26 protein-coding genes are annotated in these 24,943 nt (G+C 72.4%); 17 read left to right on the top strand and 9 right to left on the bottom strand.

The window, feature by feature from the left end; translation table 11 throughout:
* Window positions 1–9: 9 nt before the first annotated feature.
* From IE180_RS12450 to IE180_RS12425, 6 genes are all read left to right on the top strand, one after another.
* A complete protein-coding gene (locus IE180_RS12450) occupies window positions 10–1,302 on the top strand; it encodes an amidohydrolase family protein (RefSeq protein WP_190156915.1) in 1,293 nt (430 codons plus the stop codon).
* Window positions 1,299–2,561: an amidohydrolase family protein gene (locus IE180_RS12445; protein WP_190156914.1), complete on the top strand. Its 1,263-nt coding sequence runs from the start codon at window positions 1,299–1,301 to the stop codon at window positions 2,559–2,561. The genes IE180_RS12450 and IE180_RS12445 overlap by 4 nt, the downstream gene beginning before the upstream one ends.
* 24 nt (window positions 2,562–2,585) lie before the next feature.
* Window positions 2,586–3,302 (top strand): VIT1/CCC1 transporter family protein, encoded by a 717-nt coding sequence (locus tag IE180_RS12440; protein ID WP_190156913.1) that lies wholly within the window; start codon window positions 2,586–2,588, stop codon window positions 3,300–3,302.
* A 102-nt stretch (window positions 3,303–3,404) separates the two neighbouring features.
* Complete coding sequence (locus tag IE180_RS12435; RefSeq protein ID WP_190156912.1) at window positions 3,405–4,022, top strand: sterol desaturase family protein; 618 nt, start codon at window positions 3,405–3,407, stop codon at window positions 4,020–4,022.
* On the top strand, window positions 4,019–4,684 hold the full coding sequence (locus tag IE180_RS12430; protein ID WP_190156911.1) for a lysoplasmalogenase: 666 nt from the start codon (window positions 4,019–4,021) through the stop codon (window positions 4,682–4,684). Before IE180_RS12435 ends, IE180_RS12430 begins: the two co-directional genes overlap by 4 nt.
* A gap of 18 nt (window positions 4,685–4,702) precedes the next feature.
* Window positions 4,703–5,746, top strand: coding sequence for a zinc-dependent alcohol dehydrogenase family protein (locus tag IE180_RS12425; protein WP_190156910.1), 1,044 nt, complete (start codon window positions 4,703–4,705; stop codon window positions 5,744–5,746).
* Window positions 5,747–6,049: 303 nt separating this feature from the next.
* On the opposite strand, the gene IE180_RS12420 is transcribed toward IE180_RS12425, so the two are convergent.
* On the bottom strand, window positions 6,050–7,375 hold the full coding sequence (locus IE180_RS12420) for a CoA transferase (protein WP_190156909.1): 1,326 nt from the start codon (window positions 7,373–7,375) through the stop codon (window positions 6,050–6,052).
* 91 nt (window positions 7,376–7,466) lie between these two features.
* Window positions 7,467–8,999, bottom strand: a complete 1,533-nt coding sequence (locus IE180_RS12415; protein WP_190156908.1) for a S8 family peptidase — start codon at window positions 8,997–8,999, stop codon at window positions 7,467–7,469.
* 273 nt (window positions 9,000–9,272) lie between these two features.
* On the opposite strand from IE180_RS12415, the gene IE180_RS12410 reads away from it, so the two are divergent.
* From IE180_RS12410 to moaA, 3 genes are all read left to right on the top strand, one after another.
* Window positions 9,273–9,644, top strand: a complete 372-nt coding sequence (locus tag IE180_RS12410) for a DUF485 domain-containing protein (protein WP_190156907.1) — start codon at window positions 9,273–9,275, stop codon at window positions 9,642–9,644.
* Window positions 9,641–11,266: a monocarboxylic acid transporter gene (locus IE180_RS12405; RefSeq protein WP_190156906.1), complete on the top strand. Its 1,626-nt coding sequence runs from the start codon at window positions 9,641–9,643 to the stop codon at window positions 11,264–11,266. Before IE180_RS12410 ends, IE180_RS12405 begins: the two co-directional genes overlap by 4 nt.
* A gap of 151 nt (window positions 11,267–11,417) precedes the next feature.
* Window positions 11,418–12,407: a GTP 3',8-cyclase MoaA gene (gene moaA / locus IE180_RS12400; RefSeq protein WP_190156905.1), complete on the top strand. Its 990-nt coding sequence runs from the start codon at window positions 11,418–11,420 to the stop codon at window positions 12,405–12,407.
* 82 nt (window positions 12,408–12,489) lie between these two features.
* On the opposite strand, the gene IE180_RS12395 is transcribed toward moaA, so the two are convergent.
* A complete protein-coding gene (locus IE180_RS12395) occupies window positions 12,490–12,726 on the bottom strand; it encodes a hypothetical protein (RefSeq protein WP_190156904.1) in 237 nt (78 codons plus the stop codon).
* Window positions 12,727–12,860: 134 nt separating this feature from the next.
* Window positions 12,861–13,187, bottom strand: a complete 327-nt coding sequence (locus tag IE180_RS12390) for a DUF3099 domain-containing protein (protein WP_030691671.1) — start codon at window positions 13,185–13,187, stop codon at window positions 12,861–12,863.
* Between the two features lie 169 nt (window positions 13,188–13,356).
* On the opposite strand from IE180_RS12390, the gene IE180_RS12385 reads away from it, so the two are divergent.
* Window positions 13,357–13,635 carry a GlsB/YeaQ/YmgE family stress response membrane protein gene (locus tag IE180_RS12385; RefSeq protein ID WP_190156903.1) on the top strand — a complete coding sequence of 93 codons (279 nt, stop codon included), beginning with the start codon at window positions 13,357–13,359 and terminating at the stop codon, window positions 13,633–13,635.
* Between the two features lie 58 nt (window positions 13,636–13,693).
* Here the strand turns inward: IE180_RS12385 and tyrS are convergent, their stop codons facing one another.
* Genes tyrS through IE180_RS12370 form a run of 3 tightly spaced genes read right to left on the bottom strand, consistent with a single transcriptional unit; the run spans window position 13,694 to window position 17,926 of the window.
* The gene (gene tyrS, locus IE180_RS12380) at window positions 13,694–14,962 is read right to left on the bottom strand and encodes a tyrosine--tRNA ligase (protein ID WP_190156902.1); all 1,269 of its coding nucleotides are present in this window, start codon (window positions 14,960–14,962) and stop codon (window positions 13,694–13,696) included.
* Window positions 14,963–15,014: 52 nt separating this feature from the next.
* Window positions 15,015–16,406 carry a metallopeptidase TldD-related protein gene (locus IE180_RS12375; protein ID WP_190156901.1) on the bottom strand — a complete coding sequence of 464 codons (1,392 nt, stop codon included), beginning with the start codon at window positions 16,404–16,406 and terminating at the stop codon, window positions 15,015–15,017.
* Complete coding sequence (locus tag IE180_RS12370) at window positions 16,403–17,926, bottom strand: TldD/PmbA family protein (protein WP_190156900.1); 1,524 nt, start codon at window positions 17,924–17,926, stop codon at window positions 16,403–16,405. Before IE180_RS12370 ends, IE180_RS12375 begins: the two co-directional genes overlap by 4 nt.
* A gap of 254 nt (window positions 17,927–18,180) precedes the next feature.
* On the opposite strand from IE180_RS12370, the gene fabG reads away from it, so the two are divergent.
* From fabG to IE180_RS12355, 3 genes are all read left to right on the top strand, one after another.
* Complete coding sequence (gene fabG / locus IE180_RS12365) at window positions 18,181–18,900, top strand: 3-oxoacyl-[acyl-carrier-protein] reductase (RefSeq protein ID WP_190156899.1); 720 nt, start codon at window positions 18,181–18,183, stop codon at window positions 18,898–18,900.
* Between the two features lie 5 nt (window positions 18,901–18,905).
* Window positions 18,906–19,682 carry an enoyl-ACP reductase FabI gene (gene fabI / locus IE180_RS12360; RefSeq protein WP_030691677.1) on the top strand — a complete coding sequence of 259 codons (777 nt, stop codon included), beginning with the start codon at window positions 18,906–18,908 and terminating at the stop codon, window positions 19,680–19,682.
* Window positions 19,683–19,847: 165 nt separating this feature from the next.
* Entirely contained in the window at window positions 19,848–20,267 is a 420-nt protein-coding gene (locus tag IE180_RS12355) for a hypothetical protein (protein ID WP_190156898.1), read from the top strand.
* On the opposite strand, the gene IE180_RS12350 is transcribed toward IE180_RS12355, so the two are convergent.
* The gene (locus tag IE180_RS12350) at window positions 20,203–20,925 is read right to left on the bottom strand and encodes a FadR/GntR family transcriptional regulator (RefSeq protein ID WP_190157360.1); all 723 of its coding nucleotides are present in this window, start codon (window positions 20,923–20,925) and stop codon (window positions 20,203–20,205) included. The genes IE180_RS12355 and IE180_RS12350 overlap by 65 nt on opposite strands.
* Window positions 20,926–20,988: 63 nt before the next feature.
* Here IE180_RS12350 and IE180_RS12345 point away from each other — a divergent pair, with 63 nt between their 5' ends.
* The 4 genes from IE180_RS12345 (at window position 20,989) to IE180_RS12335 (ending at window position 23,456) form a co-directional block, all read left to right on the top strand.
* On the top strand, window positions 20,989–22,428 hold the full coding sequence (locus tag IE180_RS12345) for a CynX/NimT family MFS transporter (RefSeq protein WP_190156897.1): 1,440 nt from the start codon (window positions 20,989–20,991) through the stop codon (window positions 22,426–22,428).
* 17 nt (window positions 22,429–22,445) lie between these two features.
* Entirely contained in the window at window positions 22,446–22,562 is a 117-nt protein-coding gene (locus IE180_RS37165; RefSeq protein WP_256341457.1) for an SGM_5486 family transporter-associated protein, read from the top strand.
* 136 nt (window positions 22,563–22,698) lie between these two features.
* Entirely contained in the window at window positions 22,699–22,902 is a 204-nt protein-coding gene (locus IE180_RS12340) for a hypothetical protein (RefSeq protein WP_190156896.1), read from the top strand.
* A gap of 35 nt (window positions 22,903–22,937) precedes the next feature.
* Entirely contained in the window at window positions 22,938–23,456 is a 519-nt protein-coding gene (locus tag IE180_RS12335; protein ID WP_190156895.1) for a SixA phosphatase family protein, read from the top strand.
* 127 nt (window positions 23,457–23,583) lie between these two features.
* On the opposite strand, the gene serB is transcribed toward IE180_RS12335, so the two are convergent.
* A complete protein-coding gene (gene serB, locus IE180_RS12330; protein ID WP_190156894.1) occupies window positions 23,584–24,801 on the bottom strand; it encodes a phosphoserine phosphatase SerB in 1,218 nt (405 codons plus the stop codon).
* Window positions 24,802–24,943 lie beyond the last annotated feature (142 nt).

Genomic DNA, 24,943 nt, shown 5'->3' with positions numbered 1-24,943 from the left:
GGCTTCGCCATGAGCAACGAGCGCCATGAGGACCCGTATCTGATCATCTCCTCCGACTGCCACGCCGGGCTGCCCACCGAGGAGTACCGGCCCTATCTCGACCCCCGCTTCCACCGGGACTTCGACGACTTCCTGGCGGGACGCGAGGCCCGCCGGGAAGCCATGACCCGGCTCGGGGTGCGCAACGAGGCCTTCGCGGCCACGTGGTTCAGCGACAACGAGGAGGGTCTGCGGGGCGGTTGGGACCCGGCCCGGCGCATCAAGGAGCTCGACGGCGACGGGGTGGCCGCCGAGGTCGTCTTCCCCGACGCGGACGCCGTCGACAGCCGGACCGCCGCGCCCTTCGGCGTCGGCCTCGGTCTCTCCGGCGACCAGGACCCGGAGCTCGGCATGGCGGGTGCGCGGGCGCACAACCGCTGGCTCGCCGAGTTCGTCTCCGCGAACCCGTCCCGGCACTGCGGGGTCGCCCTCCTCCCCGTCACCGCCGACGTCCGCGAGGTCGTCGCCGAGATCCACCGCGCCAAGGAGTCCGGGCTCGGCGCGCTCATGATCCCCTCCATGTGGGTGGACAAGGCGCCGTACCACGACCGGTGTTACGACCCGGTGTGGGCGGCGGCCGCCGAGACCGGCATGCCGGTCGTCACGCACTCCGGGGCGGCGCCGCGCGAGGAGTACGGGGACCACCTCGGGATCTACGTCTCCGAGGTCACCTGGTGGCCGGCCAGGCCGCTGTGGTTCCTGCTCTGGTCGGGCGTCTTCGAGCGCCACCCCGGACTGCGGTTCGGGATCGCCGAGTCCGGCTGCTGGTGGCTGCCGAACCTGCTCTGGTTCATGGACCGGCTCTACCTGGGCGCGCACGGCGGCAAGAAGCTGTCCCCGTTCGCGGAGCTGAAGCGGCCGCCGAGCGAGTACCTGGACCGGCAGGTCTTCGTCTGCGCCACCAACACCAAGCGGCGCGAACTCGCGCAGCGGTACGAGATCGGCGTCGACAACATCCTGTGGGGCTCGGACTTCCCGCACCCGGAGGGCACGTGGCCGGACACGCGCGCGTGGCTGCGGAAGACCTTCCACGACATCCCGGTCGGGGAGACGCGGCGGATGCTCGGTCTCGCCGCCGCGGAGGTCTTCGGGTTCGACGTCCGGACACTGGATCCGACAGCCCGTCGCATCGGCCCCACCCCCGCCGACCTCGGCCAGCCCGCCGACCAGGCCGCCGTCGAGGCCTCCTGGGCCCGCTCGCGCGAGGCCGGCAGGCACTGGCTCACCGACCACGAGTTCCCGGTCCTGGGGGTGAACCCGTGACCGACCGCCGCCCCGCGGCCGACCGCTCCACCGCCACCGACCGCTACACCGTGATCTCCGCCGACTGCCACGCCGGCGCCGACCTCCTCGACTACAGGCCGTACCTGGAGAAGAAGCACCACGACGACTTCGACGCCTGGGCGGCGACCTACGTCAACCCCTACGAGGACCTCCTCGCCGACACCGCCGACCGCAACTGGAACTCGGGGCGCAGGCTGCGCGAACTGGAGGCGGACGGCATCGTCGCCGAGGTGGTCTTCCCGAACACCATCCCGCCGTTCTTCCCCGGGGCCTCCCTGATGGCCCAGCCCCCCACCCGCGCCGAGTACGAGCGGCGCTGGGCCGGGCTCCAGGCGCACAACCGCTGGCTGGCCGACTTCTGCGCGGACGCACCGGGGCGCAGGGCGGGCGTGGCGCAGATCCTCCTCAACGACGTGGACGCGGCGGTCGCGGAGATCCGCCGCGCCCGCGAGGCCGGGCTGACCGGCGGCATCCTGCTGCCGGGGGTCCCGCCGGGCTCGCCCGTCCCCGAGCTGTACTCCGAGGCGTACGACCCGATCTGGGCGGTCTGCGCCGAGCTCGACGTCCCGGTCAACCACCACGGCGGCTCCGCCTCGCCACCGCTGGGCGACGAACCGGCCGCCCGCGCGGTGTTCATGGTGGAGACCACCTGGTTCTCCCACCGGGCCCTGTGGCACCTGGTCTTCGGCGGCGCGTTCCGGCGCCACCCGGGGCTCAAGCTGGTCCTGACCGAGCAGGGCTCGGGCTGGATCCCGGGCGTGCTCGACATGCTGGACTACTACCACCGGCGTCTGGTGTCGGCCGCGACGAGGGCCGCCACCGCCGAGTCCAGGTTCGGCGCCGGCCTCGCCGAGTCCATGGGCAAGGGCCCCGGCGAGGTCTGGCGGGACCACTGTTTCGTCGGCGCGAGCTTCATGCGCCCCCACGAGGTGCCGCTGCGCGACCGGATCGGCCTCGACAAGATCATGTGGGGCAGCGACTACCCGCACGACGAGGGCACCACCCCGTACTCCCGCGAAGGCCTCCGCATCGCCTACGCGGGGCTGCCCCGGGAGGAGGTCGCCGCCATGGCCGGCGGGAACGCGGCCCGCGTCTACGGCTTCGACCTCGCCCTCCTCGACCGCCTCGCCGCCGTCCACGGCCCGACCGTCGAGGAGATCGCCCGGCCCCTGGAGGAGGTCCCCGCGGACGCCACCAGCCCGGCCTTCGCCCCGGGCGGGTCGGTCCGCGTGTGGTGAGGCGGCGGATGCGACCCTCCTGGAGTGACTGAAGCCCCCGTACACGAGGACGAGGCCCACGGCGGCGGCCTCGGCACCCGTCTCAACTGGCTCCGGGCGGCCGTGCTCGGAGCCAACGACGGCGTCGTCTCCACCGCCGGCCTCGTCGTCGGCGTCGCCGGCGCCACCGAGTCCCGGGCCGCCCTGCTCACGGCCGGCCTCTCGGGGCTGCTCGCCGGTTCCATGTCGATGGCGGCGGGGGAGTACGTCTCGGTCTCCAGCCAGCGCGACTCGGAGCGGGCCGCGCTCGCCCAGGAGAAGCGCGAGCTGCGCGAACAGCCGGAGGCCGAACTCGCCGAACTGACCGACCTGCTGGCCGCCCGGGGCCTCTCCCCGGAAGTGGCCCGCGAGGCCGCCGAACAGCTCACCGCCCGCGACGCCCTGCGCGCCCACGCGCGCGTGGAGCTCGGCATCGACCCCGACGACCTCACCAACCCCTGGCACGCGGCCGGCGCCAGCTTCCTCGCCTTCACCGTCGGCGCCCTCCTCCCGCTCCTCGCGATCGTCCTCCCGCCGGCCTCCGCCCGCCTCTGGATCACGGTCCTCTCCGTCCTCGCCGCCCTCGTGCTCACCGGCTGGTGGAGCGCCCGCCTCGGCGACGCCCCCACGGGCCCCGCGATCCTGCGCAACGTGGCGGGCGGCGCCCTCGCGATGGCGGTCACCTACGGGGCCGGGACCCTGCTGGGAGCGGCGGGGGTCTGAGCCGCTTGTCGGAAGGTGCCGAAGCCTGCTGACAAGTCGTCTCGCATACTTGTCGGTAACGACGTCTGGCCGCCCACGGCCGCCGCCCCTACCCTCGAGGCCATGCCGAACCCGCCCGATGTCGTGCTCCGGTCCGTACCGGCGTTCGCCCTGCTCACCGCCCTGGAGACGGCCGGCCACCGGATCCACCCCGACGAGGGCGCCGCCGGGCACGAGGCGAAGGACGCCGCCACCGGCATCGGCACGGGCCCGGGAAGCCCCCTCTCCGACGCGCTGTGGAAGATCCCCGTCGTCGCGGTCCGCACCGCCGTGGACGAGCTGACCCCGCTCCGCGTCCCCGTCCTCCGGTGGACGATCCCGCTCATGCCGCTCGCGCGGGACTTCCCCTCCTGCTGGCGGCACCGCGGACACCACGCCTTCCGGGGCGGCTACCCGGACCGGAACTTCGGCGGCGTCCTCATCGTCCGGGACCGGATGTTCGGCTCCTGGGCCGGCGAGACCGTGCGGCCCGTCTACGGCCTCACCAAGGACATCGCCACCCACAACCCGCTGCGCGTCGCCACCCACGAGCACGCCGCCACCGCCCGCGACCTGCGCGCCGCGCAGGACTGGCGCGAGCGTGCCGGACGGGTCTTCCGCGGCCGGGGCCGGCAGCCGGCCCCGGCCACCGGGGCGAGCCCCGCCCCGCAGGCCGGCACCGCGCCCGGGGCCGCCGCGTGAGCACCGCCCCCACGGCCGCCCGCGCCGTCCCGACCGCCGCCTCCCGCGCGCTCCTCGCCGCCTTCGGGCTCGCGGCCGCCGTCGACCTGGTCTCCCTGCTCGCCGGCGCCGACCTCGGCCACCAGATCGCCAAACCGCTCCTGATGCCCCTGCTCGCCGCGTACGCCGTCGCCCTCGGCGCCCCGAAGCCGCTCACCGCCGCGCTCCTCCTCGGCTGGGCCGGCGACGTCCTCCTGCTCTCCGGCTCCGACCGGTCCTTCCTCCTCGGCATGGGTTCCTTCGCCGCCGGACACGTCTGCTACCTGGTCCTCTTCGGGCGGAGGCGTACGTCCCCGGTCCTCGGCGCCCTGTACGCGGCCGCGCTCGCCGGCACCGTCGCGCTCCTCTGGCCCGACCTCCCCGCCGGGCTGAGGATCCCCGTCGCCGGCTACTCGCTGCTGCTCACCGCGATGGCGTACCGTTCCAGCGCCCTCGGGCTCCCCGCCGGCCTCGGCGGCGCCCTGTTCCTGCTGTCCGACACCCTCATCGCCACCGGCGTCGCCGGTCGGCCGCAGCTGCCGGTGCCCGACTTCTGGGTCATGCTGACCTATGTCGCGGCGCAGTGCCTGCTGACGGCGGGAGCGCTCCGCGCGATGTACGGTGAACGTCGTACAACCGTCTGACAGCAAGGACCACCCCCCATGCGCGCCACCACCATCCACGCCCCCTTCGACATGCGCGTGGAGGACGTGCCCGATCCGGTGGTCCAGGAGCCCACGGACGTCGTCCTGCGGGTCCTGCGCGCCTGCATCTGCGGCAGCGACCTGTGGGCCTACCGCGGCGAGGCCGCCCGGCAGCCCGGCCAGCGCATCGGCCACGAGTTCCTCGGCGTCGTCGAGGCGGCCGGCTCCGACGTCACCGGCTTCGCCGTCGGCGACCTCGTCGTCGCCCCCTTCGTCTGGTCCGACGGCACCTGCGAGTACTGCGCCGAAGGCCTCCAGACCTCCTGCCCGCGCGGCGGCTTCTGGGGCTCGGTCGGCTCCGACGGCGGCCAGGGCGAGGCCGTCCGCGTCCCCTTCGCCGACGGCACCCTCGTCAAGCTCCCCGCCGACGCCGCCTCCGACGACCGGCTCCTGACCGCGCTGCTCGCCCTCTCCGACGTCCTGGGCACCGGCCACCACGCCGCCCTCGGCGCGGGGGTCACGAAGGGCTCCACGGTCGCCGTCGTCGGCGACGGCGCCGTCGGCCTGTGCGGCGTCCTCGCCGCCAGGCGGCTCGGCGCCGAGCGGATCATCGCGCTCGGCCGGCACACCGCCCGCACCGACATCGCCCGCGCCTTCGGCGCCACCGACGTCGTCGCCGAGCGCGGCGAGGCCGCCGAGGCCGCCGTCCGCGAGCTCACCGGCGGGCAGGGCGCCCACGTCGTCATCGAGGCCGTGGGCACCGAGCAGTCCATGCGCACGGCCGTCGCGATCGCCCGCGACGGCGGCTCCATCGGCTACGTCGGCGTCCCGCACGGCAGCGGCACCGGCCTCGACCTGTCCGTCATGTTCGACCGCAACATCGCGCTGCGCGGTGGCGTCGCCCCGGTCCGCGCGTACATCCCGGAGCTCCTCCCGGACGTCCTGGCCGGCACCATCGACCCGTCCCCGGTCTTCGACCTGACGGTCGGCCTGGACGGCGTCCCGGCCGGCTACAAGGCGATGGACGAGCGCACGGCCCTGAAGGTCCTGGTCAAGCCGTAACCCGGCAGGACCACCGTCTCCCGCGCCCATCACGCGGGCCCGGGAGGCGGCCGGCGGGCACCCGTGCGAGCGCTCCGGCCCACGATCACGTGCACGGACGCCCCGGCCTCGCCGTCGACCGTGCGGGCAATCGTCCCGCAGGGCGGAACGGGTGGGCACACCCCCGTCGCCGGGCACCCGTCCCGGAACCCTCGCCCCGTACGGCCCCGCGCCGGCGCCCCGCCAGGGCCCCGTCCCGCGGGCCCGGCGGCGCGGAACCGGCCCCGGGCGCGGAGCCGCCCCGGGCCCGGGCCCGGGGGCCCCTCACCCCCCGTCCCACTCCGCCGCGTCCGCCCCCGCGAGCCCCGGCGGCCGGGACCAGTTCGCGGGCCCGCCCTCGTACGAGACCGGGGACAGCGAGTGCCGGAGGCGGCCCAGCGGCCCCTCCGACTCCGCGAGGTACCGCTCCGGCGAGTACCGCGGCAGCGAATCCGTCAGCCAGTGCCCCGTCTGCGCGAGGGCCAGGCGGACGAGCCGGCTCCCGCCCTCCGTCCGCTGTTCGGTCAGCGACCGCAGCACCGCCGCCGCGAGCAGGTACCCCGTCCCGTGGTCCAGGGCCTGTGCCGGCAGCGCGCCCGGCTCCTCCGCCGACCCCTCCACGGCGGCGATCCCCGTCGCCACCTGCACCAGGGAGTCGAAGCCGCGCCGCCCGCCCCAGGGCCCGTAGTCGCCCCAGGCGGAGAGGCGGGCGGTCACCAGGCCCGGCCGCTCCAGGTCGAACCGGTCGAGCGCACCGGGCCGGTAACCGGTGACCAGCACGTCGGCGGAGTCGAGGAGTTCGTCGAACGTGCGCCGGTCCGACGGCCGGTCCAGGTCCAGCGCGGCCGTCCGCTTGCCGACGTCCGCGTCCGCGTGCTGGTCCGGCAGTTCGGGGTTGCCCGGCGGGTCGATGCGCAGCACGTCCGCGCCGAGCAGCGCCAGCGTCCGGGTCGCGACGGGTCCGGCGATCACCCGGGTGAGGTCGAGGACCCGCGGCGGACGCCCGTTCCCGGCCCGCGGCGCGGCCTCGTCGAGCCGCTCGCGGGTCAGCAGCGGCCGTGCCGCCACCTCCCGGCCCTGCTCGCTCGCCGCCCACTCCCCGGGCGTGCGCAGGGCGACGGCCAGGCCCCCGGCCGCGTACACCGCCGTCTCGACCTCGACGGCCCTCCGCCCGCCGATCGCCGCCGCGACGGCCTCCACGGAGCCGGAGCCGGGGCCGGAGGCGGAGTCCGGCACGCCCAGGGCCGCCAGCAGGGCCGCCTCGTGGTGGGGATAGTTGGCGTGCGTACGGACCCAGCCGTCGGCCGCCCGCCAGAACCGCGACAGCGGCGCGAAGTTCACCGGCGTCCGCCCGTCGACCCGCAGGTGACGCTCGCTCACGAAGGCGGTGGCCACGGCCCCGTCGTCGACCCGTACCGGACCCGGGAGTCCGGCGTGCTCCACCGCGGCGAGCGAGCAGACCGCGACCGCCGCGCGCGCCAGGTCCATCACCGGAAGCCGCGCGGGCAGCAGCCCGGAGACCCCGCCGTACTCCACGCGGTCGACGAGGGCGGGATCGCCGCCCAGGGCCGACCACAACGACTCCGTACCGGTGCGCACCGTGTTGTCCATGACCGCAGTGTGGCACTCAGTGCCACCCCGTGGACAGGGAGGGGCCCCGGTGCGGCGCGCCGCACCGGGGCCCCTCCCGCAGGGGTACCGCTTACTTCACGGCGTCCAGCGCGTCGATCAGACCGGCTCCGTAGAAGCCGTTCTTGTGCACGCCGCCCTCGCAGACGGCGTCGATCTTGCCGTCGCCCTCGATGTCGTACGGGTTGGTGCAGGCGCGGTCGTCGGCCTGCGCGTACAGCAGCGCCTTCAGCGCCGCCGGGCTCGCGTGGGGGTGCGTCGACTTGAGGAGCGCCAGGACGCCCGCCGCGTGCGGCGAGGCCATCGACGTGCCGGCCTTGTAGTTGTAGCCGCCGTCGACCGTGGTCGACAGGATGCGGCCGTTGACCGCCGGGGCGTCCGGCGTCTGGTACTCGGTGCGGTCACCGCCCGGGGCGGCGACGTCGATCACGCCGAGACCGTAGTTGGAGTAGGACGCCTTGAGGTCCTTGGCGCCGGTCGCGGAGACCGTCACGACGCCCGGCAGCATGGCCGGGTAGTCGAAGCACTCCTTCGGGTCGATGTCGCGGGTGACCGCCGTGGTGTCGTTCGGGCTGCTCGTGTCGGTGATCTTGTCGGCAGCCAGGTCGAACTTGGAGTTGCCGGCCGCGGCGACGTTGACCGTGCCCTTCTTCTCCGCGTAGCGGGTGGCACGGGTGACCGCCTCGATGAGGGCCTTCTGGTCCTCGTCGTTCTTGCAGGCGAACATCCACGGGTCGGTGTAGTAGCTGTTGTTCGTGACGTCGATGCCGTGCTCGGCCGCCCACACGAAGCCGCAGACCACGGCCTCGGTGTAGAAGAAGCCGTCCGGGGTGGACACCTTGATGCCGGCGAGCTTGACGCCCGGCGCGACACCGGTGATGCCGATGCCGTTCTTGGCGGCGCCGATGGTGCCCGCGACGTGCGTGCCGTGGTCGCTCTCGCCCTTGTTGGGGCGCCACGAGCCGGGGGTGGTGTCCGGCTTGCCGGACACGCAGTTGGCGGAGGCGGCGGCGTCGAAGTTCGGCGCGAGGTCCGGGTGGGTGTCGTCGACGCCCGTGTCGATGATGCCGACGGTGACCCTGCTGCTGCCGAGCGTCTTCTCGTGGGCCTTGTCGGCCTTGATCGCCGGGAGGTCCCACTGCAGGGGCTCGAGCGGGTCCTGGCCGTCCGTGGCGGCGGCCGCGGCGGCCTTGGCCTCGGCCGGGGACAGGGTCTGCGCGCCCTCGTCGACGGAGTCGTCGGACTGGACGGAGAGCGGGGCGGTGCGGGTCGCGCCGGCCGACACCACACCGGGCGCCTGACGGATCGTCCTCGCGAACTCGGGGTTCTGCGAGTGGACGACGATGACGCCTATCCGGTCGTACGAGACGACCACCTCGCCGCCCGCGGCGGCGATCGCCTTCTTCACCGAGGCGCCGGTCCAGCGACCGCCCTCGACGTTGACGACGTACGAGAGCTTCGGGCCGTTCGCGGCCGCGGCGGCCGGAACGTCGCTCAGTTCCGCGGCGGAGGCGGCACCGGGGGCGAGGAAGCCGAGCGAGGCGGTGAGTGCGAGACCTACCGGCAGAGCAAGAGCTCGGCCGCGCCTCGATCCCAGATGAGCCATGGGTTCTCCACATCATCCGTATGTACTGTCCTCGCGCGGGTTTGCGCGTGGACAGGTGCATGACGAGTGAAGCTATCGCTGATCTTCCGGAACCTTCAATGAGTTGAGAAGACTTCATGAAGATCTGCTCAAGAAAATCCCGCGGGTGAACCGCTTCGCTTCCGGCTCCGTGCCGTTGGGCAGGGGAGGGGCTCCGCTCGGAGCCCCGCTTTCCGCACCCCTGGTGAGGCCCCCTTGACCACGCCGCCCGCCCCCGCGTCACGAGGAGATTCCGTGGCTACCGAAGCACCGCCGCCCAGAAACGGCACGGAGACCGCCCACGCTCCCGCCTCGCCCACGACGGAGCAGTTCGTCGAGGTGCAGGAGGGGGCGGAGTTCGGCGAACTGCGCCGGACGCACCGCTCCTTCGCCTTCCCCCTCACCCTCGCCTTCATCGCCTGGTACCTGCTGTACGTGCTGCTCTCCAACTACGCGGGCGACTTCATGGGGACCAAGCTGTTCGGCAACGTCAACGTGGCGCTCGTCCTCGGCCTCGGCCAGTTCGCCACCACGTTCCTCATCGCCTGGCTCTACTCCCGGCACGCGGCGAACCGCCTCGACCCCAAGGCCGAGGCCATCAAGCACCGCATGGAGGCCGACGCATGAGCACCCCCGTCCTGCTCGCGGCGGGCAACGCCACCACCGAGCACCGACCCCTGATCATCGCCCTGTTCGGCGCCTTCGTCGTCGCCACCCTCGTCATCACCGTCTGGGCCGGCCGCCAGACCCGCAGCGCCGCCGACTTCTACGCCGGCGGACGCCAGTTCACCGGCTTCCAGAACGGCCTCGCGATCTCCGGCGACTACATGTCCGCCGCGTCCTTCCTCGGCATCGCCGGAGCCATCGCCCTCTTCGGCTACGACGGCTTCCTCTACTCGATCGGCTTCCTCGTCGCCTGGCTCGTCGCCCTGCTCCTGGTCGCCGAACCGCTGCGCAACTCCGGCCGGTTCACCATGGGCGACGTCCTCGCCTACCGGATGCGCCAGCGGCCCGTCCGCACCGCCGCCGGCACCTCGACCATCGTCGTCTCGATCTTCTACCTGCTCGCCCAGATGGCGGGCGCGGGCGTCCTCGTCTCGCTCCTGCTCGGCATCACCAGCGACGGCGGCAAGGTCGCGATCGTCGCCCTGGTCGGCCTCCTGATGATCGTGTACGTGACGATCGGCGGCATGAAGGGCACCACCTGGGTGCAGATGGTCAAGGCGGTCCTGCTCATCGCGGGCACCCTCCTGATCACCTTCCTGATCCTCCTGAAGTTCCACTTCAACGTCTCGGAGCTGCTCGGCGCGGCCGCCACCAACAGCGGCAAGGGCGCCGCCTTCCTGGAGCCCGGCCTCAAGTACGGCGCCACCGCCACCTCCAAGCTGGACTTCCTCTCGCTCGGCATCGCGCTCGTCCTCGGCACGGCCGGCCTGCCCCACATCCTGATCCGCTTCTACACGGTGCCGACCGCCAAGGCCGCGCGCAAGTCCGTCAACTGGGCCATCGGCATCATCGGCGCCTTCTACCTGATGACGATCGTCCTCGGCTTCGGCGCCGCCGCCCTCCTCAAGAACGGCGACATCGTCGCCTCCAACAAGGCCGGCAACACGGCGGCCCCGCTCGCCGCCCTGGAGATCGGCGGCGGAGCCGGGTCCACCGGCGGCGCGATCCTCCTCGCCGTCATCTCCGCCGTCGCCTTCGCGACCATCCTCGCCGTCGTCGCCGGCCTGACCCTGGCCTCCTCCTCGTCCTTCGCGCACGACATCTACGCCAACGTCATCCGTCGCGGGAAGGCCACCGAGCAGGAGGAGGTGCGCGCCGCCCGGTGGGCGACCGTCCTCATCGGCGTCGTCTCCATCGCGCTCGGCGCCCTCGCCCGCGACCTCAACGTCGCCGGCCTGGTCGCCCTCGCCTTCGCGGTCGCCGCCTCGGCCAACCTGCCGACGATCCTCTACTCGCTCTTCTGGAAGCGGTTCACCACCCGGGGAGCCCTGTGGTCGATCTACGGAGGCCTGATCTCCGCCGTCGTCCTCGTGGTCTTCTCGCCGGTCGTCTCCGGCAAGCCCACGTCGATGTTCAAGACGGTGGACTTCTACTGGTTCCCGCTGGAGAACCCCGGCCTCGTCTCCATCCCGCTCGGCTTCCTGCTCGGCTGGCTCGGCTCGGTCCTCTCCAAGGAGGAGCCGGACAAGGGCAAGTACGCGGAACTGGAGGTCAAGTCCCTCACCGGGGTCGGAGCGCACTGAACCGTATACGTTCCGCGACCGTCCGGCGGCCGCGTCGTAGAGTTCTACGACGCGGCCGCTCCGGTCCTCGTGACAATCTGCCCTGCTCGTTGTCCGTGCGCTCGCGTAGGCTCGAAGAACACGCATCCGGAATACGGGGAGGGGGCCCACAGTGCTCATCGACACCTACGGCCGTGTGGCCACTGACCTGCGCGTCTCGCTCACGGACCGGTGCAACCTGCGGTGCACGTACTGCATGCCGGAAGAGGGCCTCCAGTGGCTCGCCAAGCCGGACCTCCTCACCGACGACGAGATCGTCCGGCTGATCCGCATCGCGGTCACCGACCTCGGCGTCACCGAGGTCCGCTTCACCGGCGGCGAACCGCTGCTCCGCCCCGGTCTGGTCGGGATCGTCGAGCGCTGCGCCGCCCTGGAGCCCCGCCCCCGGATGTCCCTCACCACCAACGGCATCGGACTCAAGCGCACCGCCGCCGCCCTCCAGGCGGCCGGCCTCGACCGGGTCAACGTCTCCCTCGACACCCTGCGCCCCGACGTCTTCAAGACCCTCACCCGGCGCGACCGCCACCAGGACGTCCTCGACGGCATGGCCGCCGCCCGCGAGGCCGGCCTCACCCCGGTCAAGGTCAACGCCGTCCTGATGCCCGGGCTCAACGCCGACGAGGCCCCCGACCTGCTGGCCTGGGCGATCCAGGAGGGGTACGAGCTCCGCTTCATCGAGCAGATGCCCCTGGACGCCCAGCACGGCTGGAAGCGCGACGGCATGATCACCGCCGGGGACATCCTGGAGTCGCTGCGCACCCGCTTCACCCTCACGCCCGAAGGCTCCGAGGAGCGCGGCTCGGCCCCCGCCGAGCGCTGGGTGGTCGACGGCGGACCGCACACGGTCGGCGTCATCGCCTCGGTCACCCGCCCGTTCTGCCGGGCCTGCGACCGCACCCGCCTCACCGCCGACGGCCAGGTGCGCACCTGCCTCTTCGCGACCGAGGAGACGGACCTGCGGGCCGCGCTCCGCTCGGACGCCCCGGACGAGACGGTCGCGGAGCTCTGGAAGAAGGCCATGTGGGGCAAGAAGGCGGGCTCGGGCCTCGACGACCCGAGCTTCCTCCAGCCCGAGCGCCCGATGTCGGCGATCGGCGGCTGACGTCCGACGTCCGGATCTCCGGAGAGGCTGACATCCAGGTCTCCGGAGAGGCCGACGTCCAGGTCTCCGGAGAGGCCGACGTCTAGGACTCCTGCGAGCCGGACTCCCACTCGCCCAGCGGCACGACGTCCTTCAGGAAGCCCCGTACCCCCAGGAACTGGGAGAGGTGCTCGCGGTGCTCCTCGCACGCGAGCCAGGTCTTGCGGCGCTCGGGCGCGTGCAGCTTGGGGTTGTTCCACGCGAGGACCCAGACGGCGTCGGCGCGGCACCCCTTGGCGGAACAGATCGGCTTGTCTTCGCTCACTGGACCATTGATCATCCGGTCATTGTCCAGCAACAGCGATGCCGGGCAGCCACGGGGGGAGCTGCCCGGCATCGGTCCGTCGCTCCGACGGGGGATGCGGAGCGCGTAGGCAGTATGTCACGGCACCTGGGGTGCGGTGCACCGGATCGTCATGATTGATCTGAGGTTTTCTTGAGGTTCGGAGGGTCGAGCGCGGGACGCACCGGAGGGGGGACGAAGGTGGAGGGAAGGGACGGAGCCCTCTCGCGTCCCGCGTTGGCGATCACCACGGCGATGTAGGGCAGCAGAAGGCCCAGGCCGAGCGCCACGAAGGCCACGTGCCGCTCGACGTTCCACAGCACCGTCGCGGCGATCACGGAGAGCGTCCGCACCGTCATCGAGATGACGTAGCGCCGCTGTCGCCCCCGTACGTCGTCGGCGAGCCCCTGTCGGGCTCCCGTGATCCGGAAGACCTCGGTCCCGCCATGCTTCAGCATCGCCGTTCACCGCCCACAGGTCGTGCCGGACCCTCCCCGGTCCGGACCTGGTTCCACGGTACGCCCGCCCTCCGCCGTCGACGAGGCCGGGGCACGTATGGAGCTGTCCGACATGCGCTGTATGGCCGATGCGCCGAGACTGGCCCCACATGCGTACTAGGAGGCGACGATGGGTTGGTTGTGGGCGATCATCGTGGGACTGGTCCTCGGTCTGATCGCGAAGGCGATCCTGCCGGGAAAGCAGCAGATCCCGCTGTGGCTGACGACCGTGTTCGGCATTCTCGGCAGCGTGCTCGGAAACGCGGTCGCGACCTGGATCGGAGTCAATGACACCAAGGGCATCGACTGGACCCGGCACCTGCTCCAGCTGATCGGCGCCGTCGCCGTCGTCGGCGTGGGCGACATGCTGTGGGCCTCGATCAGGGGCAACAGGCGACAGCGCGCCTGAGAACGCGAGGGGCCCGGTACGCGCACCACGCGCGTACCGGGCCCCTCGCACGGTCCCGCTAGCCGGCCGCGAACTCGATCGCCGCCAGGTTCTTCTTGCCGCGCCGCAGCACCAGCCAGCGGCCGTGCAGCAGCTCCTCCGCCGACACCTCGGCGTCCTCGGCGGTCACCTTCACGTTGTTCACGTAGGCCCCGCCCTCCTTCACCGTGCGGCGCGCCGCCGACTTGCTCGCCACGAGGCCGACCTCGGCGAACAGGTCCACGACCTGGCCGAGGGTGCTCACGCGCGCGTGCGGCAGCTCGGACAGCGCGGCGGCCAGCGTCGGCTCGTCCAGCTCGGCCAGGTCGCCCTGCCCGAACAGCGCCCTGGAGGCGCCGATGACGGCCGCGCACTGCTCGGCGCCGTGCACCAGGGTGGTGAGCTCCTCGGCCAGCGCCCGCTGCGCGGCACGCGCCTGCGGCCGCTCGGCGGTCTGCGCCTCCAGCTCCTCCAGCTCCTCGCGGGACTTGAAGGACAGGATCCGCATGTACGTCGAGATGTCCCGGTCGTCCACGTTCAGCCAGAACTGGTAGAACGCGTACGGCGTCGTCATCTCCGGGTCCAGCCAGACGGCCCCGCCCTCGGTCTTGCCGAACTTGGTGCCGTCCGCCTTCACCATCAGCGGGGTCGCGAGCGCGTGCACCTCGGCGCCCGGCTCCAGGCGGTGGATCAGGTCGAGGCCGGCCACCAGGTTGCCCCACTGGTCCGAGCCGCCCTGCTGGAGCGTGCAGCCGTAGCGGCGGTACAGCTCCAGGAAGTCCATGCCCTGGAGCAGCTGGTAGCTGAACTCGGTGTAGCTGATGCCCTGCTCGGACTCCAGGCGGCGGGCGACGGAGTCCTTGGTCAGCATCTTGTTGACCCGGAAGTGCTTGCCGATGTCCCGCAGGAACTCGATCGCCGACATCCCGGCGGTCCAGTCCAGGTTGTTCACCATGACCGCCGCGTTCTCCCCCTCGAAGGAGAGGAAGGGCTCGATCTGCGAACGCAGCCGGTTCACCCAGTTCGCGACCGTCTCGGGGTCGTTCAGGGTGCGCTCGGCCGTCGGTCGCGGGTCGCCGATCTGCCCGGTGGCCCCGCCGACCAGCGCCAGCGGCCGGTGACCGGCCTGCTGGAGCCGGCGGACGGTGAGCACCTGGACCAGGTGGCCGACGTGGAGACTGGCCGCGGTCGGGTCGAAACCGCAATAGAACGTGACGGGACCGTCCGCGAGAGCCTTGCGCAGTGCGTCCTCATCGGTGGACTGGGCGAACAGCCCGCGCCACTTCAGCTCGTCGACGATGTCCGTCACGATCGTCCGTCTCCTCAGAAAGTCGTCAATGGTACGGCTCAGTCTAGGCGGGTCAGACCCCCTTGCTGACCGAGCTCATGTTGAAGTCCGGCACCCGCAGGGCGGGCATCGCGGCCCGGGTGAACCAGTCGCTCCACTCGCGCGGCAGCGTCTTCTCCGTACGGCCCGCCTCCGTGGTCCGCGACAGCAGGTCCACCGGCGACTCGTTGAACCGGAAGTTGTTCACCTCGCCGACCACCTCGCCGTTCTCGACGAGGTAGACGCCGTCCCGGGTCAGCCCGGTCAGCAGCAGCGTCGCCGGGTCGACCTCGCGGATGTACCAGAGGCAGGTCAGCAGCAGTCCCCGCTCGGTGGAGGCCACCATCTCCTCCAGGGAGCGCTCGCCGCCGCCGTCCAGGATCAGGTTCCCCGCTCCCGGCGCCACGGGCAAGCGAGTGAGCCCCGCCGTGTGCCGGGTGGTGATCAGGTGCGCCAGGGCGCCGGCCTTCACCCAGTCGACCGGCCCGACCGGCAGGCCGTTGTCGAAGACGGAGGAGTCGTCGCCGGAGGAGTGCGCGATCACGAACGGCGAGGACTCCAGGCCCGGCTCGTTCGGGTCGCTGCGCAGCGTCAGCGGCAGCGGCGAGAGCGTCTCGCCGAGCCGGGTGCCGCCGCCGGGCTTGGAGAAGACCGTACGGCCCTCCACCGCGTCCCGGGCCGCCGAGGACCACAGCTGGTAGATCATCAGGTCGGCCACGGCGGTCGGCGGCAGCAGCGTCTCGTACCGCCCGGCGGGCAGCTCGATCCGCCGCTCCGCCCAGCCGAGGCGGGTCGCCAGCTCGGCGTCGAGCGCGGCCGGGTCGACGTCCTTGAAGTCCCGGGTCGAGCGCCCGGCCCAGGCGGAACGCGAGCGGTCGGGGGACTTGGCGTTCAGCTCCAGGGTCCCGTTGGGCTGGTCGTGGCGCAGCCGCAGCCCCGTGGACGTGCCCAGATAGGTGGAGGTCAGCTCGTGGTTGGCGAAGCCGTAGAGCTCCCGGCCGCCCGCACGCGCGCGGGCGAAGGCCTCGCCGAGCGCCGGGGCGAAGTCGGTGAAGACGGCGGAGGAGGTCTCCGCCGGGGCGTCCGTGAAGTCGGGCGAGGCGGGCACGCCCTCCACCAGCGGCTGGGCGTCCTCGGCGGGCCCGGCGGCGCGCGCGGCCTCCTCGGCGGCCCGGACCAGGGGCTCCAGGTCGTCGACGGTCACGGCGGACCGCGAGACGACGCCGGAGGCGGTGCCCCGGGCGCCGTCGACGGTCGCGATCACGGTGAGCGTCCGGCCCCGGGTCACCCCGTTCGTGGTGAGCGCGTTCCCGGCCCAGCGCAGGTTGGCCGAGGACTCCTCGTCGGCGATGACGACGCACCCGTCCGCGCGGGACAGCTCCAGGGCCCGCTCGACGATCTCGTACGGCTTGCTGAAGCGGCTCATCGACCGGCCTCCTGCGTGGTGTTGAGGATGTTGACACCCCGGAACAGGGCGGACGGGCAGCCGTGCGACACCGCCGCGACCTGGCCCGGCTGGGCCTTGCCGCAGTTGAAGGCGCCACCGAGGACGTACGTCTGCGGGCCGCCGACCTGCTCCATCGAGCCCCAGAAGTCGGTGGTCGTCGCCTGGTACGCCACGTCCCGCAGCTGCCCGGCGAGGCGGCCGTTCTCGATGCGGAAGAAGCGCTGGCCGGTGAACTGGAAGTTGTAGCGCTGCATGTCGATCGACCAGGACCGGTCGCCGACCACGTAGATGCCGCGCTCCACGCCCCCGATCAGGTCCTCCGTCGACAGACCGCCCGGGTCCGGCTGGAGCGAGACGTTCGCCATCCGCTGCACCGGGACGTGCGCGGGGGAGTCGGCGAAGGCGCAGCCGTTCGACCGGCCGAGGCCGGTGAGCTTCGCGATCCGCCGGTCCAGCTGGTAGCCGACGAGCGTGCCGTCCTTCACCAGGTCCCAGCTCTGCGCCTCGACTCCCTCGTCGTCGAAGCCGACCGTGGCGAGACCGTGCTCGGCGGTCCGGTCACCCGTCACGTTCATGATCGAGGAGCCGTACGCCAGCTTGCCCAGCTGGTCGAAGGTGGCGAACGAGGTGCCCGCGTAGGCCGCCTCGTACCCCAGCGCCCGGTCCAGCTCGGTGGCGTGCCCGATGGACTCGTGGATCGTCAGCCACAGGTTCGACGGGTCGACGACCAGGTCGTACCGGCCCGCCTCCACGCTCGGCGCCCGCATCTTCTCGGCGAGCAGCCCCGGGATCTCGTCGAGCTCCTCGTCCCAGTCCCAGCCGGTCCCCGTCAGGTACTCCCAGCCCCGTCCGACCGGCGGCGCGATCGTCCGCATCGAGTCGAACTCGCCGGTCGTCCCGTCCACGGCGACCGCCGTGAGCTGCGGGTGCAGCCGGACGCGCTGCTGCGTGGTCACGGTGCCGGCCGTGTCCGCGTAGAACTTGTTCTCGTGGACGGTCAGCAGCGAGGCGTCCACGTGCGCCACGCCCTCCGCCCGGAGCAGCCGCGCGCTCCAGTCGGCGAGCAGCGCGCTCTTCTCCTCCGCGGGCACGGAGAACGGGTCGATCTCGTACGAGGAGACCCACGTCCTCTCCGCGTGCACCGGCTCGTCGGCCAGCTCCACGCGCTCGTCCGAACCGGCCGCCGCGATCACCTTCGCCGACAGCTTGGCCATGGCGACCGCCTGCGAGGCGACCCGCGCGGCCCCGTCCATCGTCAGGTCGACGCCGGAGGCGAAGCCCCAGGCCCCGCCGTGCACCACCCGCACCGCGTAGCCCAGGTCCGTGGTGTCCGAGGACCCGGACGGTTTGGCGTCGCGCAGCCGCCACGAGGCGCTGCGCACCCGCTCCAGGCGGAAGTCCGCGTGCTCGGCGCCCAGCGCGCGCGCTCGGGCGAGCGCGGCGTCGGCGAGCGCCCGCAACGGCAGCGCGACGAACGAAGGGTCGATCTGGTGGACCACGAGCGGCCTCGCTCTCGGCGATCGGAAGACGGCGGTCTGGAACTGCTCCGGAAGTCAATCACGGGACGGGCGGCCGAGTCCGCGCATTGGATCGGAGTGCGCTCCCGGCGAACCCGCGGGCCGGTCCGTACCGGCCCCGAGCTGTAGGGACCCGACAGCGACGCCCCTGCGCCACTGTCGGAGGTCGATTCCTCATGTCGGGAGCGATACCGATAGGTTTTCGGCTACCAGACCGCTATCGAAAGGGTGATCCGTTGAGCCGCTCGGTTCTCGTCACCGGAGGAAACCGGGGCATCGGCCTCGCCATCGCCCGCGCGTTCGCCGAGGCCGGCGACAAGGTCGCGATCACGTACCGCTCCGGCGAGCCCCCGGCCGCCCTGGTCGAGCTCGGCTGCCTCCCCGTCAGGTGCGACATCACCGACGCGGAGCAGGTGGAGACGGCCTACAAGGAGATCGAGGAGAAGCACGGTCCGGTGGAGGTCCTCGTGGCCAACGCCGGCGTGACGAAGGACCAGCTCCTCATGCGCATGAGCGAGGAGGACTTCACGTCCGTCCTCGACACCAACCTCACCGGCACCTTCCGGGTCGTCAAGCGTGCCAACCGCGGGATGCTGCGGGCCAAGAAGGGCCGTGTCGTCCTGATCTCCTCGGTCGTCGGTCTGCTGGGCTCCGCGGGCCAGGCCAACTACGCCGCCTCCAAGGCCGGCCTGGTCGGGTTCGCCCGCTCCCTCGCGCGTGAGCTCGGCTCGCGCAACATCACCTTCAACGTCGTCGCCCCCGGCTTCGTCGACACCGACATGACCGCGGTGCTCACCGACGAGCAGCGCGCGGGCATCGTGTCCCAGGTGCCGCTGGGCCGTTACGCGCAGCCGGAGGAGATCGCCGCCGCGGTGAAGTTCCTCGCCTCCGACGACGCCTCGTACATCACTGGAGCCGTCATCCCGGTTGACGGCGGATTGGGCATGGGTCACTGATCACCATGAGCGGAATTCTCGAGGGCAAGCGCATCCTCATCACCGGTGTGCTGATGGAGTCCTCCATCGCCTTCCACGCCGCGAAGCTGGCCCAGGAGCAGGGTGCGGAGATCATCCTCACCGCCTGGCCGCGGCCGACGCTGACCGAGCGCATCGCCAAGAAGCTCCCCAAGCCCGAGAACGTCAAGGTCCTGGAACTCGACGTCTCCAACGACGAGCACCTCGCCCGCCTGGAGGGCCAGGTCCGCGAGCACCTGGGCGACCGGCTCGACGGCATCGTGCACTCCATCGGCTTCGCGCCGCAGGACGCGCTCGGCGGCAACTTCCTCAACACGCCGTTCGAGTCCGTGGCCACCGCCATGCACGTCTCCGCCTTCTCCCTGAAGTCGCTGACGATGGCGCTGCTGCCGCTGATGTCCGAGGGCGGTTCGGTCGTCGGCCTCACCTTCGACGCCAAGTTCGCCTGGCCGCAGTACGACTGGATGGGCCCGGCCAAGGCCGCCCTGGAGGCCACCAGCCGCTACATGGCGCGCGACCTCGGCAAGCAGAACATCCGCTGCAACCTGATCTCGGCGGGCCCGCTCGGCTCCATGGCCGCGAAGTCCATCCCGGGCTTCGGCGAGCTGGCCTCCGTGTGGGACAGCCGCTCCCCGCTGGAGTGGGAGCTCTCGGACCCGGAGCCGGCCGGCCGCGGCATCGTCGCGCTGCTCTCGGACTGGTTCCCGAAGACCACGGGCGAGATCATCCACGTGGACGGCGGTCTGCACGCCATCGGCGCGTAACCGCTCCGTACCCCCGTACAGCAGCAGAGGGCCGTGTGTCCGCCGAGTGGCGGACACACGGCCCTCGCCGTTCCGCAACTCCTGCACGGGTCGAAAATCAGCCCGAACGGCCCCAGACTGAGGCAGAGCGTGAGGTTCTGCTGCTGACGGGGAGGAGGTACGGACATGCGCGCGATACGTCACGGCTTCGGGGCGATCGCCTCCGTCGCCGTTCTGATCACCGGCACAGCCGTGGCCACCGAGCTGCGGAACCCTCCCGGCCCCGCCGAGGAGCTCTCCACCACCGCCCCGGCGACCGGGGAGCCGGAGGACTTCGGAGCCTCCTGCCGCACGGTCGTCGAGGGCTCCCGCGTCACCGCCCACTGCAGCAACCCGTACCCCCGCACCGACCGCGTCCGCCTCCACGTCGAGTGCGACCGCTGGTGGGACCTCGACAGCGACAGCGCCCCCGTGGAGGTCGGCCCCGCCGACTACGCCCGGGTCACCGGCCGCTGCTGGAAAGAGGTCCGGTCCGCCTGGATCACGCACCAGCCCGCGGATCCGGCCCCCGCTCCGGGGCAGCCTCTTCCGGTGCGGGGCTCCTGAGGCACAGGAAGGGGTAACCGGCCGCCTCCGTGCCGGCCCGCTCGGCATCGCCCTCGCGGATCGCGTCCACCAGGCGCGCGTGGTCCATGTGGTTCTCCGGCCGCAGCACCTGCCCCACGTCGTCGCGCAGCCAGTCCCGCAGCAGGTCGCCCAGGTCCGCGTAGAGCTCCGTCAGCACCTCGTTGCCCGAGGCGGCGACGACCGCGTGGTGGAAGGCCGCGTCGGCCGTCACGAACCGCTCGGCGTCCCCCGACCCCCAGGCCTCCTCTCGCCGCACGAGCAGGGCGTCCAGCTGCTTCAGGTCCCGCTCCGTGCGCCGCCCGGCCGCGAACCGCGCCGCCGCGGACTCCAGCGTAGAGCGCAGCTCGGCGACGTGCCGGGGGTCGGAGCCGGCGAACCGCCGGTGCATGACGCCCGCCAGCTCGCTGGTGGCGACGACGTAGGTCCCCGAGCCCTGGCGGATGTCGAGCAGACCGTTGTGCGCGAGCGCGCGGACCGCCTCGCGCACCGTGTTGCGGGCCACGCCCAGCTGCTCGACCAGTTCGGGTTCGGTCGGGATGCGCGAACCCACCGGCCACTCGCCGGAGGTGATCTGGTTCCGCAGCTCGGCGATCACCTGGTCGGAGAGACCGGTGCGCCGGGGGTGACCGAGGGCCATGGAGCGCCTTCCCATTCGTTCGAGATTGGACAACCAATCATCCCATGATTCTATGATGGCTTCATGCCTGACGAGCCGAAGACCCTCGACCCCGCCGCACCACCGGCCGGAGACACCGCGCGACCGGCCGGGATCCCCACCGCGACCGCGTCCTCCGGAGCGCCCGCCACCGCCGGCGATTCTCCCGCACCGGGCCCGGCACACCGCCGGCTCCTCGTCCTCGTCGCCGTCGGACTCGTCCTGGCCGCCCTCAACCTGCGCCCCGCCATCACCAGCCTCGGCGCCCTCCTCGAAGAGGTCGGCGAAGACCTCCACATGAGCGGCAGCGTCGCCGGCGTCCTCACCTCCGTCCCCCCGCTCTGCTTCGCGGTCTTCGGCATCACCGCGCCCCGCCTCGCCCGCCGCTTCGGCCCCGCCGTCGTCGTCTGCGCGGGCATGGCCGCGATCTTCACCGGCCTCGTCCTGCGGCCCTTCGCGACCGGCACCGCCGCCTTCCTCGCCGCCAGCGCCCTCGCCCTCATGGGCATCGCCGTCAGCAACGTCCTGATGCCCGTCATCGTCAAGCGGTACTTCCCCGACCGCGTCGGCAGCATGACCGGCCTCTACTCCATGGCCCTCGCCCTCGGCACCTCCATCGCCGCGGCCGCGACCGTGCCCATGACCGACGCCCTCGGCGGCGACTGGCGCCTCGGCCTCGGCGTCTGGGCGGCCCTCGCCGCCCTCGCCGTCCTGCCCTGGCTCCCGCTCCTGCGCGACCGGGACACCGGCACGGCCGTCCCGGCGACCGCGAGCCCCGACACGGCCCCGCGGACCGCGGGAGCGGCCCCGCGGGGCGGGGAAGCGGCCTCGCGGGGCGGGGAAGCGGCCCCGCGGGGCGGGGAAGCGGCCTCGCAGGGCGGGGAAGCGGCCTCGCGCGCCCCCGCGCCGCGCATCACCCGCAGCCGTACCGCCTGGGCGCTCGGCGTCTTCTTCGGCCTCCAGGCCACCGGTGCCTACATCACCATGGGCTGGATGCCGCAGATCTTCCGCGACGCCGGCGTCCCCGCCGCCACCGCGGGCGTGCTCCTCGCCGTCACCATGGTCATGGGCGTCCCGCTCGCCTTCGTCATCCCCCGCCTCGCGACCCGGATGAAGAACCAGGGACCGATCGTCGTCGCGCTCGGCCTGTGCGGACTCACCGGCTACACCGGTCTCTCCCTCGCCCCCGCCGGCGGAGCCTGGATCTGGGCCGTGCTCCTCGGCGTCTCCAACTGCTCCTTCCCCCTCGCCCTCACGATGATCGGCATGCGCTCGCGCACCGGCGCCGGCGTCGTCCGCCTCTCCGCCTTCGCGCAGAGCGTCGGCTACCTCATCTCGATCCCCGGCCCCCTCCTCGTCGGCGTGCTCTACCAGCACAGCGGCGGCTGGGGACTCCCCATCGTCCTCATGGGCGGGCTCATGGTGCCGCAGATGATCGTCGGAACCCTGGCGGGCAGGGACCGGACGGTCGAGGACGAATGCTGAGATGCGAGACTGTCCCCATGCCAGTCCTCGAACCCAACCCCCAGAACGGCCAGAAGAAGCTGCTCCTCGTGCTCGGCGCGATGCTCGGCATCACGGTCGTCATCGCCGTCATCGCCTCCTTCGCCTCCCCGTGAGGTGGGGATAGCCCCCGCGTCCCCTAGGGGGCGGGGCTCAGGGTGAAGTGGGTGGATCACCGGATGGGCCGGAGGACGCGCGGTCCGTACGTTGGTGACAACGGCGAAAGCGCGGAACTCACCCACGGAGGCGGTCATGTCGGCCCCCACGCACCCCGGCGTCCGGACCACGGCCACCGGCGTCGACACCCGGCTGCCCTGGTGGGCCGTCGTCCTCCCGGCAGCGGCCTTCCTCGCCCTCCTGCTCCTCATGACCGGGTCGGACGGGGCCCGGGCGACCACCGGTGAACTCGCGACCGGCCGCGTCCTGGAGCACCTCTGGCAAACACTCCCTCTCTGAGTCGGAGTGGCCTGTTTCGTGCGAAGCTGTGGACCATGAGCGTCGATACACCCCGCAGCATCGTGCTCCTCCGGCACGCGAAGGCAGACTGGAACGACGGACCGGACCACGAGCGTCCCCTCGCGGAACGAGGCCGCAAGGACGCCCCGGTGGCCGGCAGGCGGCTCGCCGACAGCGGCATCGCCTTGGACCTGGCCCTCTGCTCGACCGCCGTCCGCACCCGTGAGACCTGGAAGCTGGCCGTCCACGAGCTGCCCGCGCGCCCCAAGACGGTGTACGAGGAGCGGATCTACGAGGCATCCCTCGGCGAGCTCATCGCCGTGGTCAACGAGACCCCGGAGACCGTGAACAACCTCCTGCTCGTCGGCCACAACCCGGGGATGCACGCGCTCGCCGACGCTCTGGCGGGCACGTCCGAGGGCGACCTCATGCCCCGGATGAACCGCAGCGGCTTCCCGACCTCCGCCTTCGCCGTCATCACCTTCGACGGCCCGTGGAAGTCCGTGGAGCACGGCGTGGGACGGCTCGTCGACTTCTGGGCCCCGCACGCCTGATCCCGCACGTCCGATCCGTACGTCCGATCCGTACGTCCGATCTTCCGTACGTCCGATCTCCCGCACGCCCGATGAGGAGGGCCCGGGCGTCGTCCGACGCCCGGGCCCTCCTCCGTACCGTCACCGCTCAGTGCGGCAGGTCGTCCTCGCCGAAGTCCGCCGCCTCGACCTCCTCGCGCGTGATGCCGAGCAGGTAGAGCACGGTGTCCAGGAACGGGACGTTCACCGCCGTGTGGGCCGCCCGGCGCACCACCGGCTTCGCGTTGAACGCCACCCCGAGCCCGGCCGCGTTCAGCATGTCCAGGTCGTTGGCCCCGTCGCCGATCGCCACGGTCTGCGCCAGCGGCACCCCCGCCTCCGAGGCGAACCGGCGCAGCAGCCGCGCCTTGCCCGCCCGGTCGACGATCTCGCCGGTCACCCGGCCGGTGAGCTTCCCGTCCACGATCTCCAGCGTGTTGGCGGAGGCGAAGTCGAGACCCAGACGTTCCTTCAGGTCGTCGGTGACCTGCGTGAAACCGCCGGAGACGACGCCCACCTGGTAGCCGAGCCGCTTGAGCGTACGGATCAGGGTCCGGGCACCCGGAGTCAGCCGCACCTCGGCGCGGACCTTGTCGACCACCGAGGCGTCGAGACCGGCGAGCAGCTCCACGCGCGCGTGGAGCGACTGCTCGAAGTCCAGCTCCCCGCGCATCGCCGCCGCCGTCACCTCGGCGACCTTGTCCTCGCAGCCCGCGTGGGCGGCGAAGAGCTCGATCACCTCGTCCTGGATCAGGGTCGAGTCGACGTCCATGACCACGAGCCGCTGGGCCCGCCGGTGCAGGCCGGCGGAGACGACGGCCACGTCGACCCCGATGCCGTGCGCCTCGACGGCCAGCGCGGTCCGCAGCGGCTCGGTCTCGCAGCCCGAGACGGCGAACTCGACCGCCGTCACCGGGTACTTCGCGAGGCGGAAGATGCGGTCGATGTTGCCGCCGGTCTCCGCGATCCTGGCCGCTATGGCCGCCGTCTGCTCGGCGGTGAGCGGGTTGCCGAGCACGGTGACGTGCGAGCGTCCCTCACCGCGGGGACGGTTGTCGCCCGTGCCGGAGATGATCTCGGCCTGGAGCTTCAGCGACTCGGCCCAGCTGTGGATGGTGGCCCGGAGCTCGCCCTGCGGGGCGACGGTCGGCTCGGTGACGAGCGCGCACAGGACGAGGCGGCCCCGGGAGACCACCTGTTCGATGTCCACGACGTCGACGGAGTAGGCGGCGAGGGTGTCGAAGAGTCCCGCGGTGATCCCGGGACGGTCCTTCCCGAAGATCTTGACGAGAAGGGTGGGAACGTCTGAGGTCTGCGATGCGCTCATGGTGGTTCCACCGTATCGGGCGCCATGTGCCGCCCGACCCCCCGTCCCGCCCTGCGGACACCCGACCGGTCCAGGAGTCGCCCCGAAGGTCTTCACGCGGCCCGACTTTCCGAGACGGGACCGGGCCTGAAATAGTTCCCCA

The sequence above is a fragment of the Streptomyces litmocidini genome (assembly GCF_014649755.1).
Classification (GTDB): domain Bacteria; phylum Actinomycetota; class Actinomycetes; order Streptomycetales; family Streptomycetaceae; genus Streptomyces; species Streptomyces litmocidini.
Note: the sequence above shows the minus strand (reverse complement) of the source record. Positions and strands in the feature narration are given on the sequence as shown.

Excerpts from the sequence above, each read along its gene's own strand:
- IE180_RS12385 (WP_190156903.1), top strand. The coding sequence starts at position 13,357 with ATGGGTTGGTTGTGGGCGATCATCGTGGGACTGGTCCTCGGTCTGATC.
- IE180_RS12390 (WP_030691671.1), bottom strand. The coding sequence starts at position 13,187 with ATGCTGAAGCATGGCGGGACCGAGGTCTTCCGGATCACGGGAGCCCGA.
- IE180_RS12350 (WP_190157360.1), bottom strand. The coding sequence starts at position 20,925 with ATGGCCCTCGGTCACCCCCGGCGCACCGGTCTCTCCGACCAGGTGATC.
- IE180_RS12435 (WP_190156912.1), top strand. The coding sequence starts at position 3,405 with ATGCCGAACCCGCCCGATGTCGTGCTCCGGTCCGTACCGGCGTTCGCC.
- IE180_RS12375 (WP_190156901.1), bottom strand. The coding sequence starts at position 16,406 with ATGAGCCGCTTCAGCAAGCCGTACGAGATCGTCGAGCGGGCCCTGGAG.
- IE180_RS37165 (WP_256341457.1), top strand. The coding sequence starts at position 22,446 with ATGCCAGTCCTCGAACCCAACCCCCAGAACGGCCAGAAGAAGCTGCTC.
- IE180_RS12395 (WP_190156904.1), bottom strand. The coding sequence starts at position 12,726 with ATGATCAATGGTCCAGTGAGCGAAGACAAGCCGATCTGTTCCGCCAAG.
- IE180_RS12415 (WP_190156908.1), bottom strand. The coding sequence starts at position 8,999 with ATGGCTCATCTGGGATCGAGGCGCGGCCGAGCTCTTGCTCTGCCGGTA.
- IE180_RS12335 (WP_190156895.1), top strand. The coding sequence starts at position 22,938 with ATGAGCGTCGATACACCCCGCAGCATCGTGCTCCTCCGGCACGCGAAG.
- serB (WP_190156894.1), bottom strand. The coding sequence starts at position 24,801 with ATGAGCGCATCGCAGACCTCAGACGTTCCCACCCTTCTCGTCAAGATC.
- IE180_RS12340 (WP_190156896.1), top strand. The coding sequence starts at position 22,699 with ATGTCGGCCCCCACGCACCCCGGCGTCCGGACCACGGCCACCGGCGTC.
- IE180_RS12450 (WP_190156915.1), top strand. The coding sequence starts at position 10 with ATGAGCAACGAGCGCCATGAGGACCCGTATCTGATCATCTCCTCCGAC.
- IE180_RS12425 (WP_190156910.1), top strand. The coding sequence starts at position 4,703 with ATGCGCGCCACCACCATCCACGCCCCCTTCGACATGCGCGTGGAGGAC.
- IE180_RS12420 (WP_190156909.1), bottom strand. The coding sequence starts at position 7,375 with ATGGACAACACGGTGCGCACCGGTACGGAGTCGTTGTGGTCGGCCCTG.
- IE180_RS12405 (WP_190156906.1), top strand. The coding sequence starts at position 9,641 with ATGAGCACCCCCGTCCTGCTCGCGGCGGGCAACGCCACCACCGAGCAC.
- IE180_RS12355 (WP_190156898.1), top strand. The coding sequence starts at position 19,848 with ATGCGCGCGATACGTCACGGCTTCGGGGCGATCGCCTCCGTCGCCGTT.
- IE180_RS12345 (WP_190156897.1), top strand. The coding sequence starts at position 20,989 with ATGCCTGACGAGCCGAAGACCCTCGACCCCGCCGCACCACCGGCCGGA.
- fabI (WP_030691677.1), top strand. The coding sequence starts at position 18,906 with ATGAGCGGAATTCTCGAGGGCAAGCGCATCCTCATCACCGGTGTGCTG.